This is a genomic window from [Leptolyngbya] sp. PCC 7376 (assembly GCF_000316605.1).
Classification (GTDB): Bacteria; Cyanobacteriota; Cyanobacteriia; order Cyanobacteriales; family MRBY01; genus MRBY01.
Map to the genome: position 1 here is coordinate 1,228,831 of NC_019683.1, position 19,154 is coordinate 1,247,984.

Sequence of the window (19,154 nt, forward strand, 5' to 3'; positions counted from 1 at the left end):
CGGCGATCGCCTTTTATAAACCTAAAAAACAAGACGACAAAATTATCAAAACTATCCCACTACTTTACCATTTTCATCCAGTAGTACTTCGCCGCGAATCAGTCGCTCCGCCGCTTTCAGCAGATTATCTTCCACATAAGGCTTTGTGAAATAGGCTTTTGCACCACGATCAGCCGCAATCTTACGATGACGTTCAGCACCACGGGAGGTCAACATCGCAATCGGAATATGTTGTAAACCCTCATGTTCCTGCACACGATTTAGCAGCTCTAAACCATCAATACGTGGCATCTCAATGTCACAGAATGCCACATTAAAATCAGGATTCGCCAAAAGTTTATCTAACGCATCCTGACCATCCCGCGCCTTTTCCACCATATAGCCCGCATTTTGGAAGGTAATAGCAAGAAGTTCCCGCACCGTCACCGAGTCATCAATAATTAAAACCTTAAACGTTGCCTGTGTCCCAAAATCGTTATACACAGCCTGGGATGGAGGCGCAGTGTAATAGCTTTCTTCGACATTCGGCATCGGCTCCTCAACAGGCAGACCAGGCAACGAACTTTGGCTCATCAACTCAGATAACTCAAGCTCAGGTTCTTGCACCATCACATTCGCTGGACGAGTACTACCTGGCAGTAGCACTTCTCCTTCCCGCATCTTTAAGGCTGCATCCAGCAATGCCTCCTCCAGATATGGTTTCGTGAAGTAAGCACTCGCTCCTAACTGAGCGGCCATTTGACGGTGGCGATCGGCACCACGGGAGGTCAACATTGCCACCGGGATTTTCGCTAAATTCTCGTCCTTTTGGATGCGAGATAACAGCTCTAAACCATCAATACGTGGCATCTCAATATCACAGAACACCAAATCACAAGGCAAACCACCTCGTAATTTCTCCCAGGCTTCCTGACCATCCCGTGCCTGTTCCACACGATAACCAGCCTTCGTGAAACTGATCGATAACAATTCCCGTACAGTAATCGAATCATCCACAATCAGTACCATCGGCTCAGTTGCAAAACCTTGAGCTTCTTCATGGAAAGGTTGCGCCTCCTGCTGCCAAGATGAAGACTTACGAACACGACCTTGCGCCGCAAGTTCCAACAATTCGAGGACATCTGCTACAGGCATAATCGTGCCATCACCCAAAACCGTTGCCCCAGAAATACCTGCAGGTTTTGGAATTGGTCCTTCAATTTGTTTAATTACAATTTCTTGCTCACCGATCACCTGATCCACTTGTAACGCAAGTAAATTACCGGCACTGCGCAAAATAACAACTGGGATTTGATCAGGATCTGCTGCCCCACCATAAATAGATCCACGAGTGAGTCGCCGCTGGTGAGTTAACAGATTATTTAATGGATGTAGACGTAACCGTGAGTTGCGCCATGTAATGTATTTCCGCTCTTCCTGCACTTCGATTCGATCAGGCGTAAAGTCCTGCATATCTTCTACACCATCCATTGGCAGAGCAATACGAGCATGGCGGTTAAGACAGCAGAGCGCCTTACAAATATTGAGCGTGAGGGGTAGACGAATCGTGAAGTTTGTACCTCGTCCCATCACAGAATCAATCGTGATGGTGCCGCGAATCGCACCAAGAGCGGTGCGTACCACGTCCATCCCAACGCCCCGCCCCGCAAAGTCATCGGCTTTATCTTTCGTCGTAAAACCTGGATGGAAAATAAAGTCATAGATTTTTTGCTGAGGCATATTCCGGACTTGATCCGGTGTCGTGAGACGTTTCTCTAGCGCTTTACGGACAATCACCTCAGGATCAATGCCAGCACCATCATCACTAATCGCAATTACGATTTGGTTACCCTGCACAAAGGCTTTCAGAGAAATTTTACCGGTGGGAGACTTGCCGAGACGAGTACGAACATCAGGCCGCTCAATACCGTGGGTAATGGCGTTATTAATCAGATGGGTAAGCGGATCATAGAGTTGCTCTAGAATCATTTTGTCGATCAGAGCATCCCGTCCTTCGACATCAAGAACTGCTTTTTTATGGAGCTTATTCGAAATATCTCGCACAGGTCGCATTAGGCGATCGGCCGCCTGGGAGAACGGAATCATCCGTGACTTGGTTAAACCTTCTTGGAGCTGGGTACTGACTTGTCGGAGATTACGAGCAACTTGTTCAGTGTCATCCACTAGGAATTCGATATCAGAGGAAGACTCGCGAACACGCACGATCAACTCAATCATTTCCTGGGAGAGGAGGTGAAAGCCAGTGAATTGATCCATTTCTAGCGGATCATAATCCTGCCCATTACTGCCACTAAAGGTACTTTTCGCGTCAATACTATTATTCGGTCTATGGTTGCTACGATGGTCGTTTTGGTTGCGGCTGGCCAGTAGGGAACGCTCTAAGAGAGAACGTTCATAGAGATCTTGCATTCGCCCACCAATATCACTCAGGCGCTGCACTTGACCCACAAGACTATCGAGGAATTGTCTGAGTTTTTCCTGACTCTCTTCAAGGCTATTCCGGTTAACAACCAGCTCTCCCATCAGGTTGCTGAGGTTATCCAGCTGCTTAACGGGAATCCGCATGGTCTGCTCAAATGCTTTGGGTTTGGGCTGACGGGCACGTCCTGCTGTAGGAGCTGTGCTAACTGTTGGGGGACCACCCATTTCGATATCGGCTTTTTCGAGAAGCTCGACCAGGTCATCGAAGTTGGTATCTCTGGCACTAGCGATGTCTTCTTTTGAGAGCTTCTTAGGTACCGCGGCGATCGCCGCAGCGACAGCAGATTCTGGTGGGGAAATGGTCTTCTGACTTCCTTCCACAAGCATGGTGAGATCTTGCCAGTTTGCAGCGGGATTCGTTGCTGGTTGATCGATAAAAGCTGCGAGAGAATCTAAATCAGGATATGTGGCGATCGCCGGTTTATAAGTAGTGGTGGGCGCAACGGATATCGGCTCAGGAGTCGGTGTTGGTTCCTCTGGTGCAACAGGTTCCGCTGGAGAGCTAGATGGTTCTCCAGGGAAGGTACTGCGGCTAGAAAAATATTGATCTAAATCCGCTTCTAATTCCTGCTCAACTTCAACACTTGGACTATTGGCAAATAGGCTTTCTAGGCCCGATACAACCTCTGCTGTCTCTGGCTCGCTAGTTTCTGCAAAGATGTCCAAATTCTCGTCAGCCTCTTCATCAGCGGCATTATTTTCTCCGAAGAGCGTATCCAGCTCAGATTCAATCTCAGCCTCACTCGCTGGAGGTTCCATTTCTGGCGTGAGGGTCATGCGGGCAAAGTCGAGGTCAATCCCTTCTGGCTCACTATTTCCTTCATCACCAAAAAGCGCATCAAAACTTTCTGGGGTCAGTTCTGCGGCAGCGATATCGGGCAAAGCAGGTGTGGGATCTTCTTCTTCTTCTTTCTGTGTCTCTAAAAGTTGCTCTAAATTATTGTCAATCGACGGTACAGTCGCCTGGGGATTGATATCTGCACCAAATAAATCGCTTAATTCGTCCGCAAGCGATTCACTAGGCTCGCCAGTAGAGTCGGGGTCAGTATCGCCGCCTAATTCCCCAAACAGATCCGACAATTCGTCGTCGAAATTAGACCCTAAATTTTGTTTTGAAGAATTGCCGTTACTACTCACTGCTGCCTCTCGCCAAACGAAGATCGAAGAATTGACATAGTTTTAAAATTACAACCAGCATAGCTCAATCTTTTTGAGCCTCTGCGAGAAATCTTTGCTTTGTCAAAAAAATCAATTGTGTGATGTTTGTTTATTCTGTGCGTTGGTCTGGGGGGAAAACCGGAATTTTCTCTTAAGTCCTTGATTTCACCCGCTTTAATCCCCAATATTGACTAGAGGAAAAACTCTATTTTTGTTGTCAAAATTCATAATGGCTGGACATAGTAAGTGGGCAAATATTAAACGCCAAAAGGCGCGGGTCGATGCGAAAAAGGGAAAAACTTTTACGCAGCTTTCACGGGCGATTATTGTGGCAGCGCGGCAAGGGATTCCTGATCCGACGGGGAATTTCCAGCTCCGTACAGCGATTGAAAAGGCGAAAGCTGCGGGGATTCCCAATGACAACATTGATCGGGCGATCGCCAAAGGGGCAGGTACGTTCAATAGTGGAGACACGGTCTACGAAGAAATTCGCTATGAAGGTTATGGGGCAGGAGGCGTCGCTATTCTCATCGAAGCCCTAACAGATAATCGCAACCGTACCGCAGCAGATCTCAGAGAAGCCTTTAGCAAAAATGGTGGCAATCTTGGTGAAACGGGCTGTGTGAGTTGGATGTTTACTCACAAAGGGGTCGTAATTTTAGAGGAACGGGAGGAGATTGACGAAGAAGCATTGCTCGAAGCCTCCATGGCCGGAGAAGCAGAAAGCTACGATTTTATCGAAGAAAATAGAGAGGTTGAAGTTTTAACGACGGTCGATAATCTCGAATATCTTGGCAAAACGCTCCAGGAAGCTCAGTTTACGGTGAAAGAGTCTGAATTACGCTGGATACCAGGAACAGAAATGGAATTGGATGATGTTTCCAACATTCAGTCAGTACTGAAAATGATTGACGCATTGGAAGCACTGGATGATGTACAAAATGTCACCGCAAATCTGGCGATCGCTGCGGATGTTGATATAGCGAAATTGTAAAGATATAACGGATCGTCAACTCGAATAGAACTATCGCTAAAAAAAATGACTTAGATTGGTGGAGTTGTCATCATCAGCTAACCTACAGGTTATTTGTCAACTCAGAACATTGTTCACACAGTCCTTAGCTTTTGTTTAGGCAAGATACCGCATAGACTATTTCTGAATACTGAGACTGATTGAGATTTTTTGACGGAGACCCGCTCACCACATCATGGAGAGCTATCTGCCGAGCACTACCGATTGATTCACTACTTATCAACCGAACTTTCATGCTTGTCCCCGCACCGTTGCCCAATGAATCAGAGAGATTAGCAACCCTCCATCGATACGACATCTTAGATACCCCCGCAGAAGCTGCCTTTGATGAGATTGCTGCCATGGCAGCAGAATTATGCAACACACCCATTGCACTAGTCTCCTTGGTCGATCAAAAACGGCAATGGTTTAAGGCCTGTATTGGTTTAGATGCCAAAGAAACACCACGGGAAATTTCCTTTTGTGGCCATGCCATTCATCAAGACGACATTCTCGAAGTCCCAGATGCCAGCAAAGATCCACGTTTTGCAGATAATCCTTTAGTCACTGGCGCACCTTATATCCGTTTATATGCGGGTAAACCCCTCCGAGGCTTTGATGGCAATAAATTAGGGACACTCTGTATCATTGCTCCTGAGCCTCGTACCCTCACTAAACAAGAACGCAAAATTCTCGTGTTTCTAGGTACGCAAGTCGAAAGACAATTAGCGTTAAGGCTTGCCTTACAACAATCGACCCAAAGTCTGAAACTCATTCAGTCCCAAGCCAAACAACTGGAAGCTGGCAATAAAATTCGCACGGAACTTATTTCCGTCCTTGCCCATGATTTGCGGAGTCCCCTTTCATCCATCGAGGGTATTGTGGAAGCTTTTGATCAAGATCTTCTAGATGAAGATCAGCTTAAGGCACTCATGCAAACGCTACGGCCAGATTTGGCACGCACATCGAACCAGCTCACCCATGTATTGCAATGGATACAGCAACAAATGGATGCAGAAAAAGCTCCATTTATTCCATTCTCGATTGAGGCGATCGCCACCCAAACTCTCGATTGGGTCAAACAGAGAGCCTTCGACAAACAAGTTATTCTCTCCGCAGACTTAGAACCAGATTTATGGGGCATTGGCCAACCGGAACTCGTAAATATCGTCTGGCGTAATCTGCTCTGTAACGCAATCAAATATTCCAATCGCCAAGACAAAGTGACTTTATTTGCCTCCCATGACGAAAATGAAATCGTCCTTGGCGTAAAAGATACAGGTTTAGGCATCAATCCAGAGACTCTACAGGCTCTTCGCAATCACCAACGACAAGCATCAACAAAAGGTACGGCGAACGAAATTGGCACAGGCATTGGCTTAATGCTGTGTCGCACTTATCTCCAGAAAATGGGCAGCACACTCAAGATTGACAGTGAATTGTCAAAGGGATCGACATTTTCTTTTCGTCTCCCCATTGATCACAATAAAGGTCAATCTAATCGTCCCAAAGCATCAGATTAAAACTGAGTTCAAAAGAAGAAGAGGTGATCGCCTTTTCCTTTCCAGTTTTAAAGAGCAGTGGAACCCTGAAAAGAAATTTCCGCAGGGCCAGTCATATAAACATGATTGTCAGCTTTAGACCATTCAATCTGTAGACAACCGCCAGGTAACTCAACAGTACAAAGGCGATCGCAATTACCAGTGAGCACCCCTGCCACCACCGATGCACAAGCACCCGTGCCACAAGCTAGCGTAATCCCAGCACCGCGCTCCCAAACCCTCATTTTGATATAGTCTGGGCGCACCACTTCAATAAACTCAGTATTAATTTTTTGGGGAAATGCCGAGTGAGTTTCAAAGTCAGCGCCAATCTCTTCTAGAGGAATCGCTGCTACATCGTCCACAAAGGTAATGCAGTGAGGGTTGCCCATGCTGACACAGGTTACTGTCCAAGTTTTACCGACGACATCGAGAGGTTGATTAACGGATTTACCCGCATCATCGGCAAGGGAAGTCGGAATCTCGGCAGGCGTTAAAATTGGCTCACCCATATCTACACGCACTTGCTCTTCCGCTTCGAGCTGGGGACGAATCATACCTGCGAGGGTATGAATATCATAGGTTTTACCGACGGGATTACCACCCTCAAGCTGATCGATAAATCTCGCCATACACCGAATGCCGTTGCCACACATTTCCGGTTCTGAACCGTCGGAATTGTAGATACGCATGGTGTAATCGGAGCCATCGGTTCCTGGCAATGCAAAAATCACGCCATCAGCTCCAATCCCAAAGTGGCGATCGCAGAGTTTAGCGGCTTGTTCTGGTGTGACGAGAGGCTCGGTTTGCTGGCGATTATCGAGCAAAATAAAATCGTTACCAAGACCTTGATATTTTGTAAATTCCAGCGCCATACTTGTCGGTTAAGCTAAATCAGTAAAACTAGAATGCCATTATGACAGACTTTAATACAGGCTATCCCAGTGTCCGCAAAATCCAAACCTGCATCAAAGACTCGACACAAACAGAAATTAAACTCCTGACGAATGATGTTTTGGTTGGCAAATTATTATGGCAAGATCCCTACTGTGTCTGTTTAGTTGATGCTGAGGATAAGCAAGTGATTGTTTCTCGGCAGGCGATCGCCTATCTCAAAGCCCAGACCTAACGTCCGGTAATCGTGGGATTGACGCTGCATATATTCTTGATTTTTAACCCTACTCCTTTTTCTATAATGACGATGCTCCGCACGATATTTTTAAGTACGGTTACTGCCCTCACAATGTCGACGGGAAGTTTGGCCCAAACCGAACCCCAACTTCAGGTAGAGCTATCTCCGAGCAGTCCGAAGTTAGGGGAAAGTATGGTGGTTGAAATCGATCCACCTGGCAACCTGCCACCAGAAAATGCTGGACAGCTAACCGTTAGTTTTACGAAAAGTGGCGCGACCCAAGCTGACAGCTATCCTGCTTTCCCTATTGATGCGGCTGGCGATCGCTACCGAGCTCTTATTCCAACTTCTCCCCTCGATAACCATGGTCGTACTGTCCTCAGAGTGAGTGATGGCAACGAAACTCGCAACATTGCCGTATGGGTTCAAAATCGCTCTTTTCCGACCCAACGAATCACGATTACGGGTGCGGCATCTGGTGGCGCTACCCAATATGAACTCGATCGTGTCGCTGCATTTAAAGCCATCGTTTCCCCAACCAAGTATTGGAGCGGCAAACTTGTCCGTCCTAACAATGGACGCATTTCGACAATTTTTGGCGTACGACGTTACTACAATGGCGTATTCGCAAAGGACTACTACCACCGTGGCATTGACTATGCAGCAGGCTACGGTTCCCCAGTGGTTTCCCCTGCTGCTGGAAAAATTGCTTTGATTGACTATGAAAAAAATGGTTTTCGCGTCCACGGCAATACAGTCGGAATTGACCATGGCCAAGGTGTCATCAGTATCATGCTGCACCTCAATAGCATTCCAAGTACCCTCAAGGAGGGCGATCTCGTCCAGGCAGGACAACAGGTTGGGACAGTAGGTTCTACAGGCGCTTCCACCGGTCCTCATCTCCACTGGGGGTTTTATGTAAATGGTGTCGCAGTTGATCCTGTGCCGTGGCGATCGCAGGGAATGGATTAAAATAGTCCCCCTAGATTGAACACCTTCAGCTCTAGAATTAGCTTGCATTCCTGTTAACTATTTAAAATTCCATTCCAGTCTTGAAATTTTGTAGATAATTAAGAATATGAGCGTTCTAGCATTTACACACGAAGATGTATGGGAAATTCCGGGCAGGGGAACTATTATTTCTGTAGGCTAGGACACATCAGAAGTTTGATGAAGTTTTTGCCTGCCGATGCCTGTTTGTCATTTTTTTACGCAAACATAAATCAGAAATTGGTATTTTTATCAGAGATTCACTAGCAAACCTATGAGTATCGATCAAATTGTTGAACAAGCCCTAAAGGATGGGTATCTGACCCCCAGCATGGAAGCGGAAGTGGGTCGTATATGCGATATGGCATCGGAGCTTTCTATTGAAGAATATATGGCTCTCGACCGGCTCATGGGTGCACTCCTTACCGGTGAAGTCGTCGCTGTTCCTCGTAAACAATTCATTAATGTGATGGAAGAACTGGTTATCAGTCGCTCCATTGCGCGGGTCGCAGAAATCGAAGCCACTAGCGAAGCATCTCTAGATGTTGGTGATATCGCAGCTTATGCCCTCAACCGTCTACCGCCTCTCTATGCCACCACAGAAGAGGGTGCGGCCTATCAGCGCCAAAAAGCCCAAGAGGAATTACAAGATTTAATTAATCAGCAAGTCGATGAAGCTCTAGCCCGTTACCTAGATCGTCCTGAATTCTATCCAGAGAGACAAGCCATTAGCTCGACGAAACAGGATGGTATGGTGTTGTCACAGGTGAGTAAGCTCCTCGGAGACTACGCGCCTAGCTTTGAGGGAAAAGCTCCGGTTTCTGAGGAATAAAACGTAAACAGTTTTATTTCTGTCCACCTCAATGGAACTTTTACAATCGCCTTGATGTCAAATAAAGGGACATTGTTTAGCGAGATAAGTTCTTGAGCGAAGCCATGAGTCAATCTCTCCAGCTTTCTGTTTCTTCCTATGAGGGAGTCGCCTCCCACGAATGTGTGTCACCGGAAAAGCTCTCTAATTATGATTTGATTCTCCGCTGCCAAGCGGAAAGTCAGCCGGAAAAAGCTGCGTTTGTGGAGTTACTACGGCGCTACCAGTCCCACGTGGATCGCTTGCTCTATCATCTTGCTCCCGATTGGCAGGATCGAGCTGATTTATCCCAGGAAGTCTGGATCCGCGTCTATCGCAATATTAGTCGCCTGAATGACCCGAAGAAATTTAAGGGTTGGCTCAGCCGCATCACAACAAATCTGTTTTATGACGAGTTGCGGAAGCGGAAGCGGGTTCGTCGTCCCTTATCTCTGGATAATAAGTTCCGGACTCAGGATGGCGAAATTAGTTGGGATGTACCTTCTGATGACCCAAGTCCTAATGATGATTTGGCAACGCAGGAGTTTTACGAGCACCTTAAGGGGGCGATCGCCCAACTCCCTGAAGCTTTCAGGACAACGATTGTCTTAAGGGAAATTGAAGGTTTACCTTACGAAGAAATTGCTGAGATGACTGGTGTTTCCCTAGGCACAGTGAAATCTCGCATTGCTAGGGCTAGGGCAAAATTACAGGAAATGCTAAAGCCATATCTTAACGATACGTAGGCTGACAAATTATGGGTTAAAAGCCAGTTAAAAGCCCAACAAATTTTATATAATCCTGTATATAGAACAGGGTGGTGACGTAGAGATGAAAAACAAACGTGTGAATACTGACCCCAACTTAGATATCAGCGCCATGACAGACGAGAAATTGGCACACATCGAACTCCTCAGTGCCTATATTGACGGGGAAGCAACTCCTGAGGAATCACGCCAAGTTCAGGCTCTACTTGACCATGATCCTGAGTTTAAACGGCAATATCTTCACTTGCATCAAATTCGGCAAGGACTACAGGCGATGCCAACGCCAGCAAGTCAATCCCACCGCAAACTCTCGAATCAAGTCTTTACTAGGCTCCGATGGCGAAAAGGCAAAGTTCTCTCCATATGGGGTAGTGGAGCGATCGCCGCGTTATTTATTGCAGGAGTGGTCAGTAATATTCCTCGCTCTAACCCAACAGAGCAATTTGCCAGGAATTCTCAACCCTCGACACCAACGCTCTTAGAGCCAAATGAGTTTAATCAAGAGGAAGCACTCGTCGTAGCGCTCAATCGTCCAGTCTTACAAATTCCTAAATTGGCGACAGCGAGCGACACACCATAGTTGCTGACATCTTTGGATCGACAGACTAATCGACAACAAAATACCAATATCTTTCAGGGAGGCGATCGCCTCCTTTTTTATTTGCGTGATAGTTGCTCGTCTTCGTCGAGATTCAAGAATCTCATCTGCACCTTAAGGCCAATGCATCGACTTAAGACAATTCCTTCTTTAGACAGATAGCTATAGATCTATCTTTGGGAGATTATTAAAGATTTTTTCATAAAAAAAGCTTGGCATTTTGTAACATTCGTTAATATAATCGGAGTAATCGCAATAATAAGCATTTATTACTACCTCTCATGGATAGCTTACAAATTCCTTGGCTTACTTCGGCGATCGCCCTGCCTCTGATGGCGGCATTCGCGATTCCCTTCATCCCCGACAAAGACGGCAAAACAGTTCGTTGGTATACCCTCAGCGTTGCCCTCGCAGACTTTTGTCTCCTCATCACTGCCTTCTGGAATAACTACAGCCTTGGCAGCACAGAATTTCAGCTAACAGAAAAATTTGCGTGGATTCCCCAACTTGGGTTGAATTGGTCTTTGGGTGTTGACGGTTTGTCGATGCCCTTAATTGTTTTGGCAACGTTGATCACGACGTTGGCAATCTTGGCATCATGGAATGTCACAAAGAAACCAAAGCTATTCGCTTTTTTGATGCTCGTCCTTCTGAGTGCACAGATTGGTGTATTTGCTGTACAGGATGTTCTCCTATTCTTCATCATGTGGGAATTGGAGCTTGTACCGGTTTATCTACTCATATCCATCTGGGGTGGTAAAAAACGCCTCTACGCAGCAACCAAATTCATTCTCTACACAGCATTGGGTTCTGTTTTTATCCTCGCATCAGCATTGGCTCTCGCATTTTATGGCGATAATCTGACCTTTGATATGCAAGAGCTTGGGATGAAAGATTACCCCATTATGCTTGAAACCCTCGCTTATGTTGGTTTCTTGATTGGTTTCGGAATGAAGTTGCCAATTTTCCCTCTCCACACTTGGTTACCTGATGCTCACAGTGAAGCGTCTGCACCTGTGTCGATGATTTTGGCAGGTGTGTTATTGAAGATGGGTGGCTATGGTCTCATCCGTTTCAATATGGAGCTTCTCCCTGATGCTCACATCAAGTTTGCACCTCTGCTGATTATTCTCGGTATCGTCAATATCGTTTACGGTGCGCTGACTGCTTTCGGTCAAACAAATCTCAAGCGTCGTCTTGCTTCCTCTTCGATTTCCCACATGGGTTTTGTCTTAATCGGTATTGCATCCTTTACTGATGTCGGTATGAACGGTGCAGTCCTTCAAATGCTGTCCCACGGTTTTATCGCAGCGGCACTGTTTTACCTCTCGGGTGTAACCTATGACCGCACTCATACTCTGATGATGGATGAGATGAGTGGTATTGGAAAATTAATGCCCAAGACTTTTGCGATGTTCACGGCAGCAGCTATGGCATCCCTCGCATTACCCGGTATGAGTGGCTTTGTGAGTGAGCTAACAATTTTCCTCGGCCTCAGCGAAAGTGATGTTTACAGCTCTAGTTTTAAGGTGATTGCGGTCTTCTTGACAGCTGTGGGCGTAATTTTAACGCCAATTTATTTGCTCTCAATGTTGCGCGAAATTTTCTACGGCGATCGCCCTGCGAAGTTAGAAAAATCAATGCCTAATGGTTCTGATGCAAAGCCTCGCGAAATCTTTATTGCAGCCTGTTTAATTGCGCCAATTATTGCGATTGGTCTATATCCTAAGTTGGCAATGCGTACCTACGATGTGAAAACGGTAGAAGTGGCGAGTAAGGTTCGTTCTTCTTTACCTGTTTACGCTCAAAAAGCCTCTGAGAATCAAGGATTACAAGCCAATCAAGTACTTGAGGCAATGCACACTCCCGCAATGATTGCGCCGAGTTTGCCGAACTCCTAGGGTTCAAGCTATCCATTTCTTTTACAATTAAGTAAGCTAAATCGAGAGTCCTACGGGGCTCTTTTTTGTTGGGAATTTTTTAATGGTGAGGCGATCGCCGCAATCTTTAAACGGCGCAGGCCCCTTTCACACGACATCCAACGCCACCTCGCTCTTGCAGACTTTTGTGAGTGAGTTCTCGTGGCGAAAAAATCACATCGCTAACCACTTGCCATTCTTGTATCATTAGCTCCCGGAAGCGTTCTTCTTGTTCTGGAGCTGCTCCATTCGTGACGTAATAGTTTTTTCCATCTTTGGCCTCAACAAATTCACCATTGCAGAAGTTATAAAACACGCCATTGGCAAGGTTTTCTCGTTTCACTTCCAGCCCTGCTCGTCGCAAATCTTCTACCGCACTATTTTCGAGGGTGTGCTGCAATTGAGTTAAAGTGGCCATCGTTTCAGTGGTGGTGCAAGGAGCCAGCTCCACCATTTCCAAAGCATTTTTCAGGGCTTCTTCGCTATCATTCACCACAACAATTCCTTGACCTAAAAATAAAATCCCCATGTCAATATGAAATTGGCCAGGCTGCTCCACAGGAATAATTTGCGCCGCACTCTCTAATTTGAATTCTTCTGCCAGTAACTCCCGGAGGCGATCGCCTGTTATCCCTTTCAGATGCGCCGTGGCATCAATCGCGTCTTTACCAATCAGAACCAGGGTTTGACCTTTAGCATCTTCTCCGACAAGCATGTTGCCCCCCTCGATGTATGCGGGTAAGGGTTGCACCGACTGGCCTCGAACTTCAGCTGCGGCGAGCTGTTGCGGAATCATTTCTGCCCTCTTCACATTGACTCCAAGGGGAATCCACAGATGATCTTCCTCTAAAATTTGTTCGAGAATCTCGGATTCAATTTTTCTTTGCCAGCGCGATCGCCGCCCTTCTGTCATCGCCTCAACTAAAAGATCAAGCTTACAATCCAAAGGCACTGCAACTGTTCCGTCATCAAACACTTCGAGACTGTCCTCAGCCCACTTCAGCACTGGTGTTTCACTCACTATCACTCGGTAATCTAGTTGCGAAAATTGAGACTGAGACAACTCTGATTCGATATCGACTTCACCTTCACCATGGGTCAAAATTTCGAGCTTGAGACCTAATTTTTGGGCTTGGCTCGCGAAAAACCGAAGATAAGCTAATTCTGTTTCGACAGGCTGACCGTCGGTATGGCTGCGGGAATAGTGGATATACCAAAGATTTGTACCGCCACTCGGTGTTTTGCGATGTAGGGGTGATCGCCTTGTCTGTCCCATGGATCATTAGCCATCAAAATATCTGTGCCAGTATAAACCGACCTCAGCCCCTCGGCGATCGCCACCCAACAGTTCACCCAAATTTATGATCCCATCAACCCAATACAGTTACCGTTTATACCAGCCCACAATCTTTGCCTTTTCTTAAGGAATAAGTTAGATTCTATGAGTTCTAAGTTTGAGAAGGCATGACTCGTCAACAAACAGCCCTGATCACAGGCGCAGCGAAACGCATTGGCGCGGCGATCGCCCACACATTAGCTGCAGAAGGCATTAACCTAGTTCTCCATTACCGCTCCTCTCAAGCCGAAGCAGAAAAATTAGCCGCAGAGCTAGCCGAATTTAACGTTTCTATCGACCTCGTATCCGCCGATCTCCTTGACCCGGAGAGTGTGCAGGCAATGATTCAGACCATTAAACAAAAGACGCCCAAGATCGATATTCTGATCAACAATGCGTCGATGTTCAACAAAGAAAGCTTGTCTACTCTTGATGCTCAAAACCTCTGGAACAATATCCAAGTCCATGCGATGCAGCCCTTTGAGCTGACCAAAGCTTTTTTTGACAAAGACTCCACCAGCGGCAACGTCATCAACTTTCTGGACACCCGGATTTACGGCTATGACTACGAGCATGTGCCCTACCACCTGAGCAAGAAAATGCTTCATAGCCTCACGAAGATGTTGGCATGGGAGCTCTCCCCAAATGTCCGCGTCAATGCGATCGCCCCCGGCCCCATTTTGCCGCCAGTAAATGCGGAAGGAGATGAGCGCGTCAATGCTGTGATTGCCCAAACTCCCCTTGCGCGGTTCGGTGGCCCAGAGAATATCACCCAAACCGTGCTGTTTTATCTAAAAAATGACTTTATTACCGGTCAAGTAATTTGTGTAGATGGTGGCTTCCACCTAGGAGAAAATTTTTATGTCTAACCCCAAGAAACTCGATAAAGTCTATATTCGCGATCTCAGCCTCCGCTGCATTATCGGCATCTTCCCCGAAGAACGTACGAAAAAGCAGGACATTGTGATCAATGTGACGATGGAAGCGGATCTACGTAACGCTGGCAAAACCGATAGCATCGAAGATACCGTTGATTACAAGCGCATCACCAAAGCGATTTTGGCGGCGATCGAACCTTCCAGCTATAACCTCATCGAGAAAATTGCTCAGGTTATTGCAGATATCTGCTTTACCGATGAGTTAGTGCAAACGGCTGAAGTTATCATCGATAAGCCCGGTGCTCTCAGATTTGCGAAAGCTCCCGCTGTTAGCATTTACCGAGAACGCTAAAGAAAAATCAATGAATCGCATCTACCTGAGTGTCGCCTCCAATATCCAACCGGAAGCCAATATTTTCGCAGCAATGGAGGCGTTAATACCAACATGCAAGTTATTAGCGTTATCTCGCTGTTTTGTAACAGATGCGATTCCAGCGCCTGATCAGCCTCCCACCAAGGATTTGCCCTACTACATCAACTGTGTGGCTTTGATAGAAACAAATTATGAGGCAGAAGCATTTAAGTTTGAGGTTTTGCGTCAACTAGAGGAAACGTTGGGTCGTGTTCGCACCGCCGATAAATATGCACCTCGTCCGATTGACCTCGATATTTTGCTGTTTAATGACGATGTTATTCAGCAGGAGAACCTTCAAATTCCTGACTCGGACATTATTAAACGTTGGTTTTTGGCGCAGGGAATTTTGGATACCACTCCAGATCTCCAATTGCCTAACACAGACCAGCCTCTCCAATTTTATTTAGAACCGCTCCTCGAAACGTTCTACGCCACAAATCAGTCTTTTCGTGAAGATGAGCAGCTCCGAGAAAAGATTTTGGCACTCTAATTTTCAATCAAAACTACTATTTATCTAATCTCTCGATAATGCGAAAGTAGGCAACAACTGGATTTCCCAAATTCAAAGGTAAAGCTTTTAATATACCGCAATCAATTCTGTAAGTTTTAGACCCGAAACGGAAAAGAATATCTCCATTCTCTCGTGCTTTTACTCTTTGCCTTAAACTCCGGCTCTCTTCACTCACATGACTTTCTCCAACCTGTTCTTCTATCAAGACTAATTCAGCATCTAAATGATTAAGTTCATCCAAAATTCTGACAGTATCTATTTCAAGACTATTAATTTCGGTCTAGAGTAGCTTGCCTGCGTGCTTCAATCCTAATAATTTCAGTGAGTTTGGCGCGCTCTTCTTCGAGTACTTGTATTTTCTCCTCTTCAGTTTTCGCTTGATTAATTAGTTTCTCTATTTCTGGGACTTTAGATAAGTTATTTATCATTTCACTATCATCTCGACTGATTGTATATCCGAGCAAAGTCAAACCGATAGGAGCAACAATCGCAGCACTAATACCAAACAATGGAACAAAGCGGTTATCTTTCCCTGATTGGATACCTAAATAACGTGAGTTCGGGATAGGAAAAGAAGCTTCTAATCAAGCTGAAGAGAGGGTTTCTTAGGCTGATGACAGTAGGCAATGAGACCACAAAGCAAGTTGACCTAAAAGTTGGCAGGACTGCGGTGGCGAGAATGTTCAATCTGAGAAATATTTTTCAGTTGGTCAATGACTGTTTCAATCAAAGCTCGCTTACGAGCCAGCACTTTGTCTCGCCAAAGCATTAGGTGATTCTTCATATTGTGACGAGGCTTAGCTAATAATGTCACATCATATTCTTCTTGCAAATACTGTGCCAGAGCTTGAGAGACGTAACCTTTATCTGCAAAGACTTTTATTGTGACAAACCTTGATACTGGTGGCATCAATAAAGCTGATTCCTGTGCATTGACCATAACAGTGCTGTAGGTAGACACATAGAGGTACTAACGTCGAAGGCATCCACTCCACAAAACGTTGGTCACTCACTGCTCGTGGAAAAGCTCCTCGCCAATAGATGACGCACATTGATGAGGTAGAAATATTTGAAATTACGATAATGAGATTGATCAAAAGCAATCAGTATCGTCATTATCTCGCTTAAACTCAAGCTTCTTGAGCGACGTCGCCGCCGTTGTTTCGAGGCCAGCAGCTGTTGTTGCCATTGAGGTTCGAAGACTTGGCAAACATCATCAACAGCACAAAACAAAGGCTCTAGACTGGTCATGGGAAAAAGTGGTGGATTGCTTATCAACTTCCACAATATGCACTTTCTCCTTTTCTTCTCTTATCCCAAACTCACGTTAAATAGATAATGCCAGAAATTGAAGTCAATGAAATAAGAGCTGAGATGATTTTTTTAACAAGCTTCATACTTTTGCCATTAATCTCCTACTGCTATAGCAGCGAAGGGGATAATGAGGACAGAATAGTAGATGACGTTTCTCTTTCTTAACGATGCCAGCAGCATATAGTCTTGACCTACGCACTAAGGCCGTCGCAGCCGTTGACCAAGGTCAGCGTAAAAGTCATATTTGCCGCACCTTTAACATTACTCGTAACACCCTCGATTTATGGCTAAAACGACGGGCAACAACCGGTTCCCTCACACCGAAGATGGAATATCACCATGGGCCTCGGCTGAAAATTGATGACTTAAAGGCTTTCTGCATCTTTGCTCAGAAATATAGTCATCTCACCCGAAAGGAAATGGCTCAACTATGGCCTACGTCAGTAAGCACTACGACCATTGGTATCGCTCTGCGGAGTCAAAATGTTACCCGCAAAAAAACTATCGATACCAAGAGCGAGATGAATCATTGAGGCAAGCCTTTCGACAACAGCTTCATGGTTTGGCACCAGAACGTTTGGTGTATGTGGATGACAGTGTATTTCAATATACCCTCGAGTATCACTATGGTTACTGCCATCGCTCAGAATATTTTTATGCTGACAAACCGGCTCATCGTACGGAACGATTGAGTGTGATAGGAGCATGGCGCCAAAGGGAGGTTATTGCTCCGATGGTGACTAAAGGCTACATCAATAGTGCAGTGTTTTGTCAGTGGTTTGAAACTTACCTAGTGCCAGAGTTATTGCCGGGTCAAATGGTCATTCTGGACAATGCTATAGCAGCGAAGGAGAAGGTTAGGACATAGAACAGAAGGCTATTCTGATGGCATCGAACAAATCCTCAGTCTTCTTGATGAGCTTACTTATCTCCTTCTTTAACCTCCCCCAAAACTTCTCTATCTTGTTCAGGTGTGGTGAGTAGGGTGGCAAAAATATCACTTCACATCCTGCCTTCGCCACCAATGTTTGTATTCTTTCCTTTGGATGAACACTGGCATTATCCAGAATAATAATTTGACCCGGAATCAACTCTGGCACTAAGCAATCCTCTACCCATTGGCAAACTAAGGCGCTGTTGGCATAGCCCTCAAATACCATCGGTGCTATCTGCTCTCCCTCTCGCCATCCTCCAATCACGCTAACTCGTTCTATACGATGACCTAACTTCTCTGCGATAAACCTCTCTGACTTATGGCAGTAGCCATACCCATAATCTAAGGTATTATCAAATCCACTTTCATCGATATATACGAGTCGTTCTTGGACATACTGCTTCAGTTGTGCCACAAATGCTTTTTCTAATTCTTTATCTCTCTCTTGATATCGATAGGTCTTTTTTTTCGAGTAAATTCAATTTTCCGTAGAGCTTCACGTCTGGATGCATCACTAATAGACTCTGGCCATTTCTCCGCCATTTCCTTCTGGGTTAGATGCCCATATTTCTCTGCAAAAGCACGAAAAGCATCTAGATCATTAATCTTCGGTTGAGGGCCTCGACGGTAATCTGTCTTCGGAGCGACTGAACCGATTTTCTCTCGTCGTTTCAGCCACAGGTCTAGCGTATTTCGGCTAATACCAAAGAAGCGACAGATATCACTTTTTCGTTCACCTTTATCGAAGGCGGCAACAGCTTTTAGGCGTAAATCAAGACTATGGGGAGCAGGCATGGCATCTATGTTTATTGCTTCTATCCTATTCTGTCTTAACCCACTCCTTGCCTGCTATAGATAAAATTCCAAACAAACTCTTGATTTATAGGAGTTTCAGGCTAACTTGTCGGAATTTCATCCTAATTCCTTAACCCGAACTCACGTTATTTAAGCTTGCCAGTTTTCTTAATATCTCAGCCGATGATCTCTTTGAATTAATGGGGTATCCACCTACAACAGCCTCCAAGGAAGCACCTATGAACGGGGAATTATCCGTAATGACTTCAGTCGATTCAAGGATTCATTTGTACAGCCAAGACTTTGGTATGTGGGGATGAGTCGGTGTAAGAATTATTTGGCGGTAGCATCATGAAAAATCACATTGATTGCGAAAAAGCTGCTGTCATCGTTAGTGACTGCATTGGCAATATGAGGATACGCCTAGGGTTCTCTCCTTTCACCTCAATAGACTATGAAGTCTCGAATCAGAAAAAAGCGTTCAAAGTTTCTATCTGGTTTTATTGGGGGAAACGAAAAAAGA

18 protein-coding genes and 2 pseudogenes are annotated in these 19,154 nt (G+C 45.6%); 13 read left to right on the forward strand and 7 right to left on the reverse strand.

The annotated features are described in order from the left end of the window. Positions 1-51: 51 nt before the first annotated feature. Positions 52-3,618 carry a response regulator gene (locus LEPTO7376_RS05585; protein WP_015133247.1) on the reverse strand — a complete coding sequence of 1,189 codons (3,567 nt, stop codon included), beginning with the start codon at positions 3,616-3,618 and terminating at the stop codon, positions 52-54. A gap of 250 nt (positions 3,619-3,868) precedes the next feature. Between LEPTO7376_RS05585 and LEPTO7376_RS05590 the strand changes: the two genes are divergently transcribed. Together LEPTO7376_RS05590 and LEPTO7376_RS05595 are read left to right on the forward strand one after the other, a co-directional pair. Continuing rightward, on the forward strand, positions 3,869-4,633 hold the full coding sequence (locus LEPTO7376_RS05590) for a YebC/PmpR family DNA-binding transcriptional regulator (protein WP_015133248.1): 765 nt from the start codon (positions 3,869-3,871) through the stop codon (positions 4,631-4,633). Between the two features lie 272 nt (positions 4,634-4,905). Then, entirely contained in the window at positions 4,906-6,174 is a 1,269-nt protein-coding gene (locus tag LEPTO7376_RS05595) for a GAF domain-containing sensor histidine kinase (protein ID WP_015133249.1), read from the forward strand. 47 nt (positions 6,175-6,221) lie between these two features. Here the strand turns inward: LEPTO7376_RS05595 and dapF are convergent, their stop codons facing one another. Beyond that, positions 6,222-7,067: a diaminopimelate epimerase gene (dapF, locus tag LEPTO7376_RS05600; RefSeq protein ID WP_015133250.1), complete on the reverse strand. Its 846-nt coding sequence runs from the start codon at positions 7,065-7,067 to the stop codon at positions 6,222-6,224. A 41-nt stretch (positions 7,068-7,108) separates the two neighbouring features. Between dapF and LEPTO7376_RS05605 the strand changes: the two genes are divergently transcribed. The 6 genes from LEPTO7376_RS05605 to LEPTO7376_RS05630 all read left to right on the forward strand — a co-directional run bounded on the left by LEPTO7376_RS05605 (position 7,109) and on the right by LEPTO7376_RS05630 (position 12,430). Further along, complete coding sequence (locus LEPTO7376_RS05605; protein ID WP_015133251.1) at positions 7,109-7,321, forward strand: Hfq-related RNA-binding protein; 213 nt, start codon at positions 7,109-7,111, stop codon at positions 7,319-7,321. A gap of 66 nt (positions 7,322-7,387) precedes the next feature. Next, on the forward strand, positions 7,388-8,296 hold the full coding sequence (locus tag LEPTO7376_RS05610) for a M23 family metallopeptidase (protein WP_015133252.1): 909 nt from the start codon (positions 7,388-7,390) through the stop codon (positions 8,294-8,296). Positions 8,297-8,588: 292 nt separating this feature from the next. After that, positions 8,589-9,146, forward strand: coding sequence for a late competence development ComFB family protein (locus LEPTO7376_RS05615; protein ID WP_015133253.1), 558 nt, complete (start codon positions 8,589-8,591; stop codon positions 9,144-9,146). Between the two features lie 104 nt (positions 9,147-9,250). Continuing rightward, on the forward strand, positions 9,251-9,910 hold the full coding sequence (locus LEPTO7376_RS05620; protein WP_015133254.1) for a sigma-70 family RNA polymerase sigma factor: 660 nt from the start codon (positions 9,251-9,253) through the stop codon (positions 9,908-9,910). Positions 9,911-9,995: 85 nt separating this feature from the next. Beyond that, the gene (locus tag LEPTO7376_RS05625) at positions 9,996-10,511 is read left to right on the forward strand and encodes an anti-sigma factor (RefSeq protein WP_015133255.1); all 516 of its coding nucleotides are present in this window, start codon (positions 9,996-9,998) and stop codon (positions 10,509-10,511) included. Positions 10,512-10,810: 299 nt separating this feature from the next. Continuing rightward, positions 10,811-12,430 (forward strand): NAD(P)H-quinone oxidoreductase subunit 4, encoded by a 1,620-nt coding sequence (locus LEPTO7376_RS05630; protein WP_015133256.1) that lies wholly within the window; start codon positions 10,811-10,813, stop codon positions 12,428-12,430. Positions 12,431-12,536: 106 nt separating this feature from the next. On the opposite strand, the gene LEPTO7376_RS05635 is transcribed toward LEPTO7376_RS05630, so the two are convergent. Then, positions 12,537-13,724: a hypothetical protein gene (locus LEPTO7376_RS05635; protein WP_015133257.1), complete on the reverse strand. Its 1,188-nt coding sequence runs from the start codon at positions 13,722-13,724 to the stop codon at positions 12,537-12,539. 188 nt (positions 13,725-13,912) lie between these two features. Between LEPTO7376_RS05635 and LEPTO7376_RS05640 the strand changes: the two genes are divergently transcribed. Genes LEPTO7376_RS05640 through folK form a run of 3 tightly spaced genes read left to right on the forward strand, consistent with a single transcriptional unit; the run spans position 13,913 to position 15,567 of the window. Next, positions 13,913-14,653 (forward strand): SDR family oxidoreductase, encoded by a 741-nt coding sequence (locus tag LEPTO7376_RS05640; RefSeq protein WP_015133258.1) that lies wholly within the window; start codon positions 13,913-13,915, stop codon positions 14,651-14,653. Further along, entirely contained in the window at positions 14,646-15,014 is a 369-nt protein-coding gene (folB, locus tag LEPTO7376_RS05645) for a dihydroneopterin aldolase (protein ID WP_015133259.1), read from the forward strand. Before LEPTO7376_RS05640 ends, folB begins: the two co-directional genes overlap by 8 nt. 10 nt (positions 15,015-15,024) lie before the next feature. After that, entirely contained in the window at positions 15,025-15,567 is a 543-nt protein-coding gene (folK, locus tag LEPTO7376_RS05650; protein ID WP_015133260.1) for a 2-amino-4-hydroxy-6-hydroxymethyldihydropteridine diphosphokinase, read from the forward strand. A gap of 16 nt (positions 15,568-15,583) precedes the next feature. On the opposite strand, the gene LEPTO7376_RS05655 is transcribed toward folK, so the two are convergent. The 3 genes and pseudogenes from LEPTO7376_RS05655 to LEPTO7376_RS24460 form a co-directional block, all read right to left on the reverse strand. Next, complete coding sequence (locus LEPTO7376_RS05655) at positions 15,584-15,829, reverse strand: hypothetical protein (protein ID WP_041763181.1); 246 nt, start codon at positions 15,827-15,829, stop codon at positions 15,584-15,586. A 28-nt stretch (positions 15,830-15,857) separates the two neighbouring features. After that, positions 15,858-16,097, reverse strand: coding sequence for a hypothetical protein (locus LEPTO7376_RS05660; protein ID WP_015133261.1), 240 nt, complete (start codon positions 16,095-16,097; stop codon positions 15,858-15,860). A 71-nt stretch (positions 16,098-16,168) separates the two neighbouring features. Further along, positions 16,169-16,839: pseudogene (locus tag LEPTO7376_RS24460) on the reverse strand (transposase). A gap of 230 nt (positions 16,840-17,069) precedes the next feature. Here LEPTO7376_RS24460 and LEPTO7376_RS26225 point away from each other — a divergent pair. Further along, on the forward strand, positions 17,070-17,435 hold the full coding sequence (locus tag LEPTO7376_RS26225; protein ID WP_041763184.1) for an IS630 transposase-related protein: 366 nt from the start codon (positions 17,070-17,072) through the stop codon (positions 17,433-17,435). Beyond that, positions 17,432-17,770 carry a transposase gene (locus LEPTO7376_RS26230; RefSeq protein WP_051188725.1) on the forward strand — a complete coding sequence of 113 codons (339 nt, stop codon included), beginning with the start codon at positions 17,432-17,434 and terminating at the stop codon, positions 17,768-17,770. Before LEPTO7376_RS26225 ends, LEPTO7376_RS26230 begins: the two co-directional genes overlap by 4 nt. Here LEPTO7376_RS26230 and LEPTO7376_RS28915 read toward each other — a convergent pair. Then, positions 17,760-18,631, reverse strand: a pseudogene (locus LEPTO7376_RS28915) (IS630 family transposase). The gene LEPTO7376_RS26230 and the pseudogene LEPTO7376_RS28915 sit on opposite strands and share 11 nt — an antisense overlap. Positions 18,632-19,154: the final 523 nt, after the last annotated feature.

Coding starts and splice junctions, on each gene's coding strand:
- LEPTO7376_RS05590 (WP_015133248.1), top strand. CDS start 3,869: ATGGCTGGACATAGTAAGTGGGCAAATATTAAACGCCAAAAGGCGCGG.
- LEPTO7376_RS05595 (WP_015133249.1), top strand. CDS start 4,906: ATGCTTGTCCCCGCACCGTTGCCCAATGAATCAGAGAGATTAGCAACC.
- dapF (WP_015133250.1), bottom strand. CDS start 7,067: ATGGCGCTGGAATTTACAAAATATCAAGGTCTTGGTAACGATTTTATT.
- LEPTO7376_RS05605 (WP_015133251.1), top strand. CDS start 7,109: ATGACAGACTTTAATACAGGCTATCCCAGTGTCCGCAAAATCCAAACC.
- LEPTO7376_RS05610 (WP_015133252.1), top strand. CDS start 7,388: ATGACGATGCTCCGCACGATATTTTTAAGTACGGTTACTGCCCTCACA.
- LEPTO7376_RS05615 (WP_015133253.1), top strand. CDS start 8,589: ATGAGTATCGATCAAATTGTTGAACAAGCCCTAAAGGATGGGTATCTG.
- LEPTO7376_RS05620 (WP_015133254.1), top strand. CDS start 9,251: ATGAGTCAATCTCTCCAGCTTTCTGTTTCTTCCTATGAGGGAGTCGCC.
- LEPTO7376_RS05625 (WP_015133255.1), top strand. CDS start 9,996: ATGAAAAACAAACGTGTGAATACTGACCCCAACTTAGATATCAGCGCC.
- LEPTO7376_RS05630 (WP_015133256.1), top strand. CDS start 10,811: ATGGATAGCTTACAAATTCCTTGGCTTACTTCGGCGATCGCCCTGCCT.
- LEPTO7376_RS05635 (WP_015133257.1), bottom strand. CDS start 13,724: ATGGGACAGACAAGGCGATCACCCCTACATCGCAAAACACCGAGTGGC.
- LEPTO7376_RS05640 (WP_015133258.1), top strand. CDS start 13,913: ATGACTCGTCAACAAACAGCCCTGATCACAGGCGCAGCGAAACGCATT.
- folB (WP_015133259.1), top strand. CDS start 14,646: ATGTCTAACCCCAAGAAACTCGATAAAGTCTATATTCGCGATCTCAGC.
- folK (WP_015133260.1), top strand. CDS start 15,025: ATGAATCGCATCTACCTGAGTGTCGCCTCCAATATCCAACCGGAAGCC.
- LEPTO7376_RS26225 (WP_041763184.1), top strand. CDS start 17,070: ATGCCAGCAGCATATAGTCTTGACCTACGCACTAAGGCCGTCGCAGCC.